13 protein-coding genes are annotated in these 12,258 nt (G+C 41.0%); 7 read left to right on the top strand and 6 right to left on the bottom strand.

The window, feature by feature from the left end; translation table 11 throughout:
* Positions 1-42: 42 nt before the first annotated feature.
* The 3 genes from crl to PMAL9190_RS04885 all read left to right on the top strand — a co-directional run bounded on the left by crl (position 43) and on the right by PMAL9190_RS04885 (position 3,178).
* Entirely contained in the window at positions 43-453 is a 411-nt protein-coding gene (gene crl, locus PMAL9190_RS04895) for a sigma factor-binding protein Crl (protein WP_087844147.1), read from the top strand.
* A gap of 248 nt (positions 454-701) precedes the next feature.
* A complete protein-coding gene (gene proB, locus PMAL9190_RS04890; RefSeq protein ID WP_087844146.1) occupies positions 702-1,856 on the top strand; it encodes a glutamate 5-kinase in 1,155 nt (384 codons plus the stop codon).
* Between the two features lie 65 nt (positions 1,857-1,921).
* Positions 1,922-3,178: a glutamate-5-semialdehyde dehydrogenase gene (locus tag PMAL9190_RS04885; protein WP_200813363.1), complete on the top strand. Its 1,257-nt coding sequence runs from the start codon at positions 1,922-1,924 to the stop codon at positions 3,176-3,178.
* A 102-nt stretch (positions 3,179-3,280) separates the two neighbouring features.
* Here PMAL9190_RS04885 and PMAL9190_RS04880 read toward each other — a convergent pair whose 3' ends face one another.
* From PMAL9190_RS04880 to PMAL9190_RS04865, 4 genes are all read right to left on the bottom strand, one after another.
* Positions 3,281-3,823, bottom strand: a complete 543-nt coding sequence (locus tag PMAL9190_RS04880) for an NUDIX domain-containing protein (protein WP_087844144.1) — start codon at positions 3,821-3,823, stop codon at positions 3,281-3,283.
* Positions 3,816-4,028, bottom strand: coding sequence for a DUF2897 family protein (locus PMAL9190_RS04875; RefSeq protein ID WP_087844143.1), 213 nt, complete (start codon positions 4,026-4,028; stop codon positions 3,816-3,818). Before PMAL9190_RS04875 ends, PMAL9190_RS04880 begins: the two co-directional genes overlap by 8 nt.
* 205 nt (positions 4,029-4,233) lie before the next feature.
* Positions 4,234-5,364, bottom strand: a complete 1,131-nt coding sequence (gene dapE / locus PMAL9190_RS04870) for a succinyl-diaminopimelate desuccinylase (RefSeq protein WP_087844142.1) — start codon at positions 5,362-5,364, stop codon at positions 4,234-4,236.
* A gap of 13 nt (positions 5,365-5,377) precedes the next feature.
* Entirely contained in the window at positions 5,378-5,731 is a 354-nt protein-coding gene (locus PMAL9190_RS04865) for an ArsC family reductase (protein ID WP_087844141.1), read from the bottom strand.
* Between the two features lie 244 nt (positions 5,732-5,975).
* Here PMAL9190_RS04865 and PMAL9190_RS04860 point away from each other — a divergent pair, with 244 nt between their 5' ends.
* The gene (locus PMAL9190_RS04860) at positions 5,976-6,257 is read left to right on the top strand and encodes a winged helix-turn-helix domain-containing protein (protein ID WP_060999529.1); all 282 of its coding nucleotides are present in this window, start codon (positions 5,976-5,978) and stop codon (positions 6,255-6,257) included.
* A 106-nt stretch (positions 6,258-6,363) separates the two neighbouring features.
* Here the strand turns inward: PMAL9190_RS04860 and PMAL9190_RS04855 are convergent, their stop codons facing one another.
* Positions 6,364-6,990, bottom strand: a complete 627-nt coding sequence (locus tag PMAL9190_RS04855) for a response regulator (RefSeq protein WP_087844140.1) — start codon at positions 6,988-6,990, stop codon at positions 6,364-6,366.
* Positions 6,991-6,994: 4 nt separating this feature from the next.
* Positions 6,995-8,695 (bottom strand): nitrate/nitrite two-component system sensor histidine kinase NarQ, encoded by a 1,701-nt coding sequence (gene narQ, locus PMAL9190_RS04850; RefSeq protein ID WP_087844139.1) that lies wholly within the window; start codon positions 8,693-8,695, stop codon positions 6,995-6,997.
* Positions 8,696-8,992: 297 nt separating this feature from the next.
* Here narQ and napF point away from each other — a divergent pair, with 297 nt between their 5' ends.
* The 3 genes from napF to napA are packed head-to-tail and all read left to right on the top strand — an operon-like array spanning position 8,993 to position 12,255.
* Positions 8,993-9,475, top strand: a complete 483-nt coding sequence (napF, locus tag PMAL9190_RS04845) for a ferredoxin-type protein NapF (protein ID WP_087844138.1) — start codon at positions 8,993-8,995, stop codon at positions 9,473-9,475.
* A gap of 24 nt (positions 9,476-9,499) precedes the next feature.
* A complete protein-coding gene (locus PMAL9190_RS04840) occupies positions 9,500-9,772 on the top strand; it encodes a chaperone NapD (protein WP_087844137.1) in 273 nt (90 codons plus the stop codon).
* Positions 9,769-12,255, top strand: a complete 2,487-nt coding sequence (napA, locus tag PMAL9190_RS04835) for a periplasmic nitrate reductase subunit alpha (RefSeq protein ID WP_087844136.1) — start codon at positions 9,769-9,771, stop codon at positions 12,253-12,255. The genes PMAL9190_RS04840 and napA overlap by 4 nt, the downstream gene beginning before the upstream one ends.
* Positions 12,256-12,258 lie beyond the last annotated feature (3 nt).

Below are 12,258 nucleotides of genomic sequence, written 5' to 3'. Positions count from 1 at the left end.
TACTTGTGTATCAAATACCGCTGACTATGGATGGATAATACAATGACAACAGCAACAATTTTTCCACCACATGGACGTTTAATGTCTAAATTGACCGCAATTGGTCCTTATCTTCGTGAAAAAAAATCACAACCGCAACGATTCTTTTTTGACTGCTTAGCAAGCTGTGTTAATGCAGAAAAAGATCCTGAGCAACGAGAGTTTTGGGGTTGGTGGTTGGTGATGACTGCGACAGATACTGGCTATGAATATGAGTATGATTTTGGTCGCTATAATGCTACGGGTGAGTGGGTGAATGGTAAATTACCGGCTAAACATCATGATGCAGTATTAAAAACATTGGTTGATTTCTACCCTAAATTGACACCTTTTATCGTTGATGAATGTCAATTGACACTGATCCCTGCCGCAACATTAACCCAAACTCCGCTGGCTGAATTGTCCATTAAGTAATCTTAATATTGGCTGAAAAGTTAGACTATCACCACAGGTGACATTACATTGCGATTTTATGAAATCATCATAAATATGCATTTATTATGTTGCCATGTGGTGTCATCACTCTTATTTATGGCAATTAATGCCCAAACAAGCCACGAAAGCCCGCTAATATTGATTTTGTCATTGTTTTTTTCTTGTGCTTTTCGATAGGGATTGATACAACAAAGAACATTTATTATTTCAATCTATTGTTTGATCTCATGGCTGATTCAAAAAAATCTAATGCTCAAAAGCAAGACGTTGCTGCCGCTGCTGCAACCCATACTATCGTCGTCAAACTAGGTACTAGTGTACTCACTGGTGGTACATTAAAACTCGATCGTGCCCACATGGTTGAGTTAGTGCGTCAATGCGCTATGTTACGTAGTCAAGGCCATAAAATTATCATTGTTACTTCTGGCGCGATTGCTGCTGGTCGTGAGCATTTAGGTTACCCCGAACTACCCAAAACCATGGCAAGTAAGCAACTGCTTGCTGCTGTTGGTCAAGGGCGTTTAATTCAAGAGTGGGAAACCTTGTTTGGTATCTATGGGATCAACATTGGTCAAATGTTATTAACTCGCGCAGATTTACACGATCGTGAACGTTATCTAAATGCGCGCGATATGTTAGTAGCGCTATTAGATAATGGTATCGTGCCTGTTGTAAACGAGAACGATGCCGTTGCTACCACAGAAATTAAAGTTGGTGATAACGATAACCTTTCTGCATTAGTGGGTATTTTAGGTGGTGCTGATAAGTTACTACTGATGACCGATCAGGCGGGATTATTTACCGCCGATCCGCGTAGTAATCCAAATGCGGAGTTGATTCATGAAGTCGCTACCATTGATGATAAATTACGTAAATTAGCTGGTGGCACTGTTGGTGGTTTAGGCACCGGTGGTATGGCAACCAAATTACAAGCAGCAGAAGTTGCTTGTCGTGCAGGTATTGAAGTGATTATTGCTGCTGGACGTCGCGTTGACGTGATTGTTGATCTGGCGGCAGGCAAAGCTGTCGGTACGCGTTTTCTGCCACTAAAGTCATCGCTTGAAGGGCGTAAACAATGGATCCTTGCCGGGCCTCCGCCAGCTGGGGATATTGTAATTGATAATGGTGCTGTGATTGCGGTACAACAAAAAGGCAGCAGTTTACTTGCTAAAGGTATTACGCAGGTAAAAGGATCGTTTGAACGTGGTGAAGTCGTTCGAATTTTTGATAGTAATAATGTCTTACTCGCACGTGGTATTAGCCGTTACTCAAGTGATGATATGACTAAAATTGCCGGTAAGCACAGCCATGATATTCATCAGGTTTTAGGCTATGAGTATGGTCATGCTGCAATCCATCGCGATGATATGGTTGTTATTTAATAGCAGTGGTCAGTTACATTGATAACTGACTCATTGAGTGCATTTAATTTAAGAAAGGAATTACTGTGAATCTTGAAATAATGGGACAAGCAGCACAACTGGCTGCGTTTGAATTAGCCACCACTGCTACAGCTGTAAAAAATACTGCGTTGGCGATTATTGCTGATGAACTAGAAGCTAATCAAGTGGCAATTCTTGCCGCTAACAAACAAGATATTGATGCCGCGATTGCAAGCGGTATGTCTGAAGCATTGATTGACCGTTTATTACTTAATGAAGCACGCATCAGTGCCATTGCCAGTGATGTACGCAACGTGATTAATTTACAAGATCCTGTTGGTGCTGAGCTTGATAGCCGAGTGCTAGAAAACGGTATGCGCTTAAGCCGTCGTCGAGTGCCATTAGGTGTGGTGGGAGTAATTTATGAAGCTCGTCCTAATGTAACCATTGATATTGCAGCGCTATGTCTTAAAACCGGTAATGCAAGCATTTTGCGTGGCGGCCGTGAAACCTTCCATTCAAATATGGCGTTAGTTAAGGTTATTCAGGCTGCATTAGCAAAAGCAGGTTTACCAGCGGCATCAGTACAATATATTGAACAGCCTGATCGTGAATACGTATCACAGCTGCTAAAACTTGATCAATATGTTGATATGATCATTCCACGTGGCGGTGCGGGTTTGCACCAAATGTGTAAAGAAAACAGCACTATTCCGGTAATTATTGGTGGTTTTGGTATTAGCCACATGTATGTTGATGACAGTGCTGATTTATCACGCTCATTAGACGTAGTTGAAAATGCTAAGGTGCAACGTCCTTCTGCATGTAATTCATTAGATACGTTATTAGTGAATGAGAACATTGCTGCGACTTTCTTATCGCGTTTAGTTGAGCGTATGAATAAGGCTAAAGTAACATTAGTTGCTGATGATACTGCGTTTAGCTTATTGGAAGGTAAAGCAAGCTTGTTACGAAAAGCTGAAGCAGGTGATTTTGATACCGAATGGCTAAGTTATACCTTAGGCGTAAAAGTCGTTGCCGATGTTGATGAAGCCATTTTTCATATGCGTAAACATAATGCTAGTCACTCAGATTCGATCTTAACCAATAATCTACAAGCTGCTGAGCGATTTGTTAATGCTGCTGGATCTGCTGCGGTATACGTTAATGCCTCAACTCGGTTTACTGATGGCGCACAATTTGGCTTAGGTGCTGAAGTGGCGGTATCAACTCAGAAACTGCATGCTCGAGGCCCAATGGGGTTAGAAGAGCTAACCAGTTACAAGTGGGTGGGTGTGGCAGATTACTTAAGCCGTTCGTAGTAATTAAACTGCACTGCAATGCAAATGAAAAGATAATCCCCATCAAAAAAGCTGCCACTAAAATGGCAGCTTTTTTATTGGTTTAGATTAGCGTTTTAGTACTTAGATTGCTTGTTTTAATTTTGCAAGTCCATAAGCCGCAATCGTCACACTATCTTTTAATTCACCGTTGATGATCATTGCTTCAAACTCCGCAATGGTAAAAGATTGGCTAATTAAATCTTCTTCTTCGAGATCTCGTTGCTGTTGTGGCGCGGAATGTAATTGTGTTGCTAAGTAGATATGGCAGGTCTGATTTAAAAAACCATAAGCAATAAATTGGCTACCTAAGTAGGTCATTTTATCAGCCACTAAGCCCGTTTCTTCTTGTAGTTCGCCTTTGGCAAGATCGAGATGATCTGCGTTAGGATTAGCTTCCCAAGCACCTTGTGGAATCTCCCAACAGCGTTGCTTAATGCTATAGCGAAACTGTTGTACTAAATGAATACAACCATTATCAATCGCCAAAATTGCCGCACAATCAGGTTTTTCGACCACGCCATAAATGCCTTGGGCACCACTTTGACGCTGGATTTTATCTTCTCGTACTGTCATCCATTTATTTTGATAAACAATATGGCTATCTAATGTTTTTATATCAGTCATTTTTATCCTGCGAGTGGTTGCTGGTGTCAGAGTGATGAGTATTTGTCGTGGGTGATGATTGAGGATCATCGAGTGATGTGGATGGTGGTTGTCTTTTTTTAAGTCCTGTTCGCATATAAGCAGTGTACTTTAAAGCGGCAATATTACTGGCGATCACTGCAATAATAATCACACAGATAACCCAAGGATTAAAAAACCATTCCATATTCACCTCACACGATAATCTCGATTTAATCTATCAAGTACCATTAATAAATAATGACCACAGAATAAATAGCATACCAATAATAGTGATTGGCTGCGATGAGTTCATCATTACAGCAATGCATAATTAGCTATCAAAGATCGCATGATTAGCTGTTCAGTCATCAAACCTGAACAGCGTTAATAATAGATAAACGGAGCGGTAATTATAAAACGTTGTGGAGGATCTGCTGATACATATCGGTTAGCGTTTCAAGATCGGCGACTTTCACACATTCATTAACTTTGTGAATGGTGGCATTGACCGGTCCAAGCTCAACAACTTGTGCACCAGTGCGAGCAATAAATCGACCATCAGAGGTACCACCTGTGGTGAGCAGTTGCGGCGGAGTGTGGTTGATGTCGGTAATAGCAGCGACTACCGCATCAACCAAGGTGCCACTATCGGTTAAGAATGGATGACCACTGAGAGTCCATTTTAAATCGTATTCTAGTTGATGAGCATCCAATATTGCGTGCACACGACGTTTAATATCGGCATCCGTTAATTCTGTGCTGAAGCGGAAATTAAATTGGACTTCAAATTGACCCGGAATGACATTTGATGCGCCAGTTCCTGCAGCAATATTGGGAATTTGAAAGCTTGTTGGTGGAAAGAAATCATTACCATTATCCCAATGGGTAGCTGCAAGTTCGGCTAAAGCAGGCAGTGCTTGATGGATCGGGTTATTGGCTAAATGTGGGTAGGCAACATGACCTTGAATACCTTTAACAATGAGATCGCCAGTGATTGAGCCGCGACGGCCATTTTTAACAATATCCCCGATAGTCGCGGTGCTTGATGGCTCACCGACAATACACATATCTATTTTTTCATTACGTGCTTCTAAGGTGTCGATGACTCGCGTGGTACCATTAATGAAAGGCCCTTCTTCATCAGAGGTAATGAGCAGTGCAATTGAGCCATTATTATGAGGGTTCTGAGCAATAAAGCGTTCAATCGCCACCACCATACATGCCAGTGAACCTTTCATATCTGCGGCACCACGTCCGTGTAAGTAGCCATCAACAATGGTTGGTTCAAAAGGCGGCGTATGCCATTGTTCTGCAGGTCCAGAAGGAACGACATCAGTATGGCCTGCAAACACAAATAGCGGAGCTTGGTTACCACGACGAGCCCATAGGTTGGTGGTATCTTCAAATACCATTGTTTCAATTGTGAATCCTAGCGCTTGTAGACGTTCGATCATTAACGCTTGGCAACCCGCATCTTCAGGAGTGACTGAAGGGCGGCTTATAAGATCTTTTGCAAGTGCAATAACGGGACTGTCAGACATCCTTGTATCCTTGTTATTTAGTAAGAAAAATAGCCTGATATTGGTCAGGTTTAAAGCCTAAGTAGTAATGGTTATTATGTTGTAATAATGGTCGCTTTATCATTGCAGGTTGCTCTAGCATTAATTGCAATGCGGTTTCACGGTTGAGGTTCGCTTTTTGTTCAGCCGTTAATTGGCGGAAAGTCGTCCCGCGTTTATTGACCATCGCTTCCCAGCCTAACGCCGCTTCAAAGGTTTCTAGCAAGCTAAGATCGATACCATCGACACGGTAGTCATGAAATTTATAATCAATATTTTCGGCTGCGAGCCAGTGTTTCATTTTTTTGATGGTGTCGCAGTTTTTTATACCGTAAGCAATTGTGTTCATATTTGGCTGACTTTTTATAATAAATTAATTATCTTTTATAGCGAGATTACAAGCTTATCGCAACAGTTACACTTTGTTGGTGATGATTTTGCATTATTGTTTATGACGATAGTTTTCATAAAAATGAGATCAAACTCGCTTTTATTATGATAGATAGCCATTAAACCACTGACCTCGTTGATCAAACGCAACATCCTCATTTGAGAACGGGCAATAATAGACACAGTATATTATGGAGGCCCCAATGGAACTGAATCCAGTTTTTGCCCGCAGACTTTATTTGGCATTACTTGTTGAACACACCGAACGCCCTAATGTTCCTCGTTTAATTGAACAAACAGGTTGGCCACGACGGACGATTCAAGATGTATTAAAAGCCCTACCAGGCTTAGGTATTGAATTGACTTTTATTCAAGATGGGCGTCGTCATAATGATGGCTATTATAAATTAAGTGACTGGGGACCGTTTGATTTGCAGTGGGTCGAGTCGAGAGAGCAGGATTTAATGGCATCTTTAGCGGTGTAATTCACCCTAATCATGTTAGCATTATCAACCGCAGGTGTTTATTCACGCTGCGGTTTTTTATAGCAAGTAGATGATCTAATCGTAGCCTAATGCTAGTAAGCTAATGTTAGTAACCTAAGGTTTGTAAATACAGTACCGTTGCTGCTGTGCGTGATTTCACTTGCAACTTGCGCAATAAGCTTTTCATATGCACTTTGACTGTTGCTTCTGAAATAAACAATGACTCAGCAATCACTCTATTAGTATGTCCTTTAGCAACCTCTTGTAATATTTGGTTTTCTCTATCAGTTAGAGTTGAGAAAAGGGTATTATCAGTGCTGTTATTAGTTAAAAAAGCAGTCACAACCTCACTGTATGCTTTGCCTCCGTTTAAGGCGGTTTTTAATAACCTAATCAGTTCATCAGGCTCGGTATCTTTGAGTAAATAGCCATCAGCACCAGCATCGATGAGTGTTTTTATATCTGCATGATTATCGGATACCGTCAGAATCACAATACAAGCATCAATCCCTTCATTACGTAATGTAATTAGAGTGTCTAAACCTGACATGCCTTTCATATTGAGGTCTAATAAAATTAGATCGACGGGCATTTTATGGGCAAGCGCAATGGCTTCATTACCATTGCTGGCTTCACCAATAACATCAAATTCATTTTCAAAACTGAGTAACTGCCCAATACCTCTGCGCATTAACGGATGATCATCGACGATCATAACTTTCCAAGCCGACATATTTTTATCCTTCTGATAATGCAAATTGCAGTTTAACTTGGCTACCCTTGCCAATTTGGGAATCAATGATTAATTGTCCTTTTAAACATGAAGCCCGTTCTTGCATGATATTTAAGCCATAGTGATTGAGTTTTGATTGCGAAGGATCAAACCCTATTCCATCATCGGTTATTTCAACGTTAATCATCTGCTGCTGTTGATGACAACTAACACTAATATGACTCGCATTGGCATGCTTGATCGCATTGAGTATGGCTTCGCGAATAATTTGCAGTAAATGCACTTGATTATGGGCAATTAAAGCCATTGATGGTAATTGATTATCAACTTCAAATTGTGCAGATGTCTGTTGTTGTAATGGTGCCAATAATTGATTAAGTGCCTCATTAAAATTGGCTTCTTTGATGGTTAATCTAAATGTACTTAATAATTCACGTAGTTGGGTATAAGCATTAGCTAACTCTTCATCAATTGTTTGTACTGTTTGCCTTTGGTGCTGATTGGCTTCTGGCGTGAGCTTCAGTTGCCGCTTTAATAGTGTTAATTGAATTTTTAAATATGATAATGATTGGGCTAGTGAATCATGCAGTTCACGGGCAATGGTGGCACGCTCTTCCATTAATAGTAATTGCTCGGTTTGCTTTTGCGCGCGATTGTAATAAATCCCGCGACTTATAATATTGGCGATATTTTCAATCAAAGCAAGATCAGGGCAAGGAAGTTGGTATTGCCACCATAGTTGACCCATGATTTCGCCATCAATGAGTAATGATTGCTGATGCCAAGCTGTTGAGTGGTGGTTGCCAACCGTAATTTCAGTGGTGGTGTCATTAGGTTCTACAATAATAAGCTTCGCCGCGGTTAAACCATCAATGGCAATTAACGTTTCGAGCATATGTTGAAAATGCTGGTGGGTCAGGCGGCTTACTGATAGCTGTTGTGAACAGTTATATAGCACCTGTAGTGACTCATTAGCATGGCGTAAGCGGTGGGTTTTTTCATTAACGCTCAGTTCTAAATCTGTATAAAGTTTATTTAGATCTGCGGCCATTTGAGTAAATGTTCGCGCCAGAATACCCAATTCATTATCACTGTTATTATTGATTATTAATGAAAATTGGTGCTGCTTTATTTTTTTACATCCTGCCATTAATTGATTAAGCGGCGTGACTATTTGACGCTGAGTAAATTGAATCGTAAATAACACCACCATTAAGATAAGTAATAACCCCATCGCACTGATTAAAGCTAACAGGTGCAATTTATTTTCAGATGATTGTTGTAACTCAAATACAAATTGATCGATACGCTCAACAAAAGGAGCGACTTGAGTTAAATAGCCATCTTTATCCATCTGATCTAACTGTGAACGTACAGCTCTCCAACTGAGCAATAACTCAGTGTAATGATCCTGTATTTTCTGAGGAACATACCAGTGGTGCAATGTTTTCATCGTTGGTGATGTCAAGGATTGTTCAAACTCCACAGTATGCGTACTAAGCAATGGTGATTGAGTTTCGATATCAAATGCCAGCCGATAACTCTGCATTCTTAATGATCCTGCAGTATTTATGGCGGCAGCATCGTTTAAGCTCGAAACCAACATACACAACGCTAAGCTAATAGTGGCTGAGACTAAAAACAGAATGGCCACCATCGAACGGCCAATAGTGGTGGTGACAGAATTTACTTTGTGTTGGTGCATGGATGATAGATGGCCTATTTATATGAAGATTTGTTAATAGTAAAACGGTGCTGTTATTCATTGCTAGACTGACATTAAGACGTTTTATCTTTTATCTGTCGGAGTATGCGACAAAATCGTCAAATAATAGTTATTTTATCGTTATTTTTATTGATCTAGCACAAGGTGTAGGGGTAATTACCCCCTAAGGGGTATGTTCGTGGTTATGACGATATTTAAAAATAACGTAAAAGATAATGAATAGAAAGTGAATGGTGATGCGGTTCACCTCTCACAGTTAACTATGAGGTGAAGGTTGTGATTAATCGTTCTCGTCGAAGTTTATTTACTCGCCAACAGTCGTCTCAACAGCAACGTTTACCTTGGTTAAAGGATGAGAACACCTTTATAGAACAGTGTCAGCGCTGCAATGCATGTGTTAATGGTTGTCAAACCAATATTATTGTTAAAGGTGATGGCGGGTTTCCAGTTATAGATTTTCATCATGGTGAAGGGGAATGCAGTTTTTGTTATCAATGTGCAGAGGTATGCCCCGAACCGTTGTTTGAATTACAACATCAATCACCATGGACGCAGATTGCGACAATAAATTCATCTTGCATGGCAGTTAATAATATTGAATGTCGTAGTTGCAGCGATCAATGTGAAACTCAAGCTATTCGCTTTACTTTGCAAATAGGAAAGGTTGCACAGCCTATGATAAACAGCGCTGATTGTAGTGGCTGTGGTGGATGTATCAGTGGCTGTCCAGTAGCTGCGATAGAAATGATAACGCCTTAAATTTTGAAGTTATAGAGAGTAAACATGACATTACATGAAGTGCATACCTCAAGCCTTATCGTTCATGTTAAGCCACAATATTTGACAACGATTAGCCAACAAATTTTAGCAATACCAAATACTGAAATTCCTGCGACAAGTGAAGAAGGTAAAATTATCGTAGTACTTGAGACAGAGAACCAAGGCTATGTAACTGATGCAATTGATAAAATTAATAATTTAGACCATGTGTTGATCACTTTTTTGGTCTATCACCATATTGAGCACTACGATTCACACGCTGAGGGTAAGCTATGAAAATGACAAGAAGAGCATTTGTGAAAGCAAATGCTGCAGCGTCTGCTGCTGCAGTGGCGGGTATTTCTTTACCTGCATCTGCAACGAATTTAATTGTGAGTTCTGATGAAACCAAAATTAAATGGGATAAAGCACCGTGTCGTTTTTGTGGCACTGGCTGTTCAGTTTTAGTTGGTACTAAAAATGGACGGGTGGTTGCAACTCAAGGCGATCCGCAAGCTCCGGTAAATAAAGGCCTTAACTGTATTAAAGGCTATTTTTTATCGAAAATAATGTACGGCAAAGATCGTTTACAAACGCCGTTATTACGGATGAAGAATGGTCAATATCATAAAGATGGTGAGTTTACGCCGGTTTCATGGGATCAGGCCTTTGATGTAATGGCTGAAAAGTGGAAAGCGGCGCTGAAAAAACAAGGTCCATCTGGTGTGGGCATGTTTGGTTCGGGTCAATGGACGGTGATGGAAGGCTATGCTGCATCTAAGATGATGAAAGCGGGTTTTCGTTCTAATAACATCGATCCCAATGCTCGCCATTGTATGGCCTCGGCGGTAGTCGGGTTTATTCGTACTTTTGGTATTGACGAACCAATGGGATGTTATGACGATCTGGAACATGCTGATGTGTTTGTGCTGTGGGGTTCAAACATGGCTGAAATGCATCCGGTGTTATGGACGCGCTTAACTGATCGCCGTTTGAGTCATCCTCACGTTAAAGTTAACGTACTCTCGACCTATGAGCATCGTTCGTTTGAGCTCGCTGATAACGGTATGATTTTTCACCCTCAAACTGATTTAGCGATTGCTAACTATATTGCTAACTACATTATTGAAAATGATGCAGTTAATTGGGATTTTGTTAATAAACATACCCATTTTAAACGTGCCCAAACTGATATTGGTTACGGCTTACGTGATGATAATCCATTACAAAAACAAGCAGCGAACCCTAACTCGGGTGAATTATTCCCAATGACGTTTGAAGAATATAAAGCGTCAGTGGCTGATTATACTCTTGAAAAAGCCTCTCAAATGTCAGGCGTAGAGCCTGAAAAGTTGGTGCAGTTAGCCAAATATTATGCCGATCCTAAGCTGAAGGTAATGTCATTGTGGACCATGGGTATGAACCAACATACCCGTGGTGTATGGATGCAAAGTTTGGTTTATAACCTACATTTATTAACCGGTAAAATATCGACACCAGGCAATAGTCCGTTTTCATTAACAGGCCAGCCATCGGCATGTGGTACTGCGCGTGAAGTGGGTACCTTTGCTCACCGTTTACCGGCTGATTTATTGGTCGCTAATCCTAAACATCGCGCCATTGCTGAAAAAATTTGGAAATTGCCTGAAGGTACTATTCCACCTAAACCGGGTTATCACGCGGTGCAGCAAGATCGAATGCTAAATGACGGTAAACTGAATGCTTACTGGGTGATGTGTAACAACAATATGCAAGCGGGTCCAAATATTAATGAGGAGCGTCTGCCTGGTTACCGTAACCCTGACAATTTCATTGTGTGTTCAGATCCTTATCCAACAGTAACGGCGCAAGCATCTGATTTGATTTTACCGACCGCAATGTGGGTTGAAAAAGAAGGCGCTTACGGCAATGCTGAGCGTCGTACTCAAGCTTGGTATCAGCAAGTTAAAGCACCGGGTGAAGCTAAATCAGACTTATGGCAGATCATGGAGTTCTCTAAGCGGTTTAAGGTTGAAGAAATCTGGGATGAGGCATTACTTAATAAAATGCCGCAATACCGTGGCAAAACCATGTATGACATTTTGTTCCGTAATGCTCAGGTTGATAAATACCCATTAACCGAAGCCCAGCCATTAAATGATGATGCACAAGCGCAAGGTTATTACGTTCAAAAAGGGCTGTTTGAAGAGTATGCCAGTTTTGGCCGTGGTCATGGGCATGATTTAGCACCTTATGATACTTACCATAAAGTGCGTGGTTTACGTTGGCCAGTTGTTGATGGCAAAGAAACGCAATGGCGCTTTAAGGAAGGGTCTGATCCGTATGCTAAAAAAGGTTCGGGGTGGGATTTTTATGGCAAGCCCGACGGTAAGGCACTTATTATTTCAGCGCCTTATGAAGCGCCGCCAGAAGTGCCTGATCAAGATTATGATATGTGGCTGTGTACTGGGCGCGTGTTAGAGCATTGGCATACGGGCACCATGACTCGCCGTGTACCAGAGTTATATAAAGCGGTACCTGATGCGTGGTGTTATATCAACCCTCAAGATGCTAAAGCCCGCAACCTTCGTCGTGGTGATGAAGTGTTACTTGCTTCTCGTCGTGGAGAAGTTCGTTGTCGAGTGGAAACGCGTGGTCGAAATCGCCCTCCGGTTGGATTAGTTTTCGTGCCGTTTTTTGATGCAAATATTCTCGTCAATAAATTGATTTTGGATGCAACAGATCCATTGTCGAAACAGACAGATTTCAAAAAGTGCCCAATTAAGATCACCAAGATCTAATCA

The sequence above is a fragment of the Photobacterium malacitanum genome, from assembly GCF_900185615.1.
GTDB lineage: Bacteria > Pseudomonadota > Gammaproteobacteria > Enterobacterales > Vibrionaceae > Photobacterium > Photobacterium malacitanum.
The sequence above is the reverse complement of the archived record's forward strand: the minus strand, read 5'-3'. Positions and strand labels throughout refer to the sequence as shown.

Bases quoted from the DNA above. Each gene is read 5' to 3' on its own strand.
- crl (WP_087844147.1), top strand. From the start codon at position 43: ATGACAACAGCAACAATTTTTCCACCACATGGACGTTTAATGTCTAAA.
- proB (WP_087844146.1), top strand. From the start codon at position 702: ATGGCTGATTCAAAAAAATCTAATGCTCAAAAGCAAGACGTTGCTGCC.
- PMAL9190_RS04880 (WP_087844144.1), bottom strand. From the start codon at position 3,823: ATGACTGATATAAAAACATTAGATAGCCATATTGTTTATCAAAATAAA.
- PMAL9190_RS04875 (WP_087844143.1), bottom strand. From the start codon at position 4,028: ATGGAATGGTTTTTTAATCCTTGGGTTATCTGTGTGATTATTATTGCA.
- dapE (WP_087844142.1), bottom strand. From the start codon at position 5,364: ATGTCTGACAGTCCCGTTATTGCACTTGCAAAAGATCTTATAAGCCGC.
- PMAL9190_RS04865 (WP_087844141.1), bottom strand. From the start codon at position 5,731: ATGAACACAATTGCTTACGGTATAAAAAACTGCGACACCATCAAAAAA.
- PMAL9190_RS04860 (WP_060999529.1), top strand. From the start codon at position 5,976: ATGGAACTGAATCCAGTTTTTGCCCGCAGACTTTATTTGGCATTACTT.
- PMAL9190_RS04855 (WP_087844140.1), bottom strand. From the start codon at position 6,990: ATGTCGGCTTGGAAAGTTATGATCGTCGATGATCATCCGTTAATGCGC.
- narQ (WP_087844139.1), bottom strand. From the start codon at position 8,695: ATGCACCAACACAAAGTAAATTCTGTCACCACCACTATTGGCCGTTCG.
- PMAL9190_RS04840 (WP_087844137.1), top strand. From the start codon at position 9,500: ATGACATTACATGAAGTGCATACCTCAAGCCTTATCGTTCATGTTAAG.
- napA (WP_087844136.1), top strand. From the start codon at position 9,769: ATGAAAATGACAAGAAGAGCATTTGTGAAAGCAAATGCTGCAGCGTCT.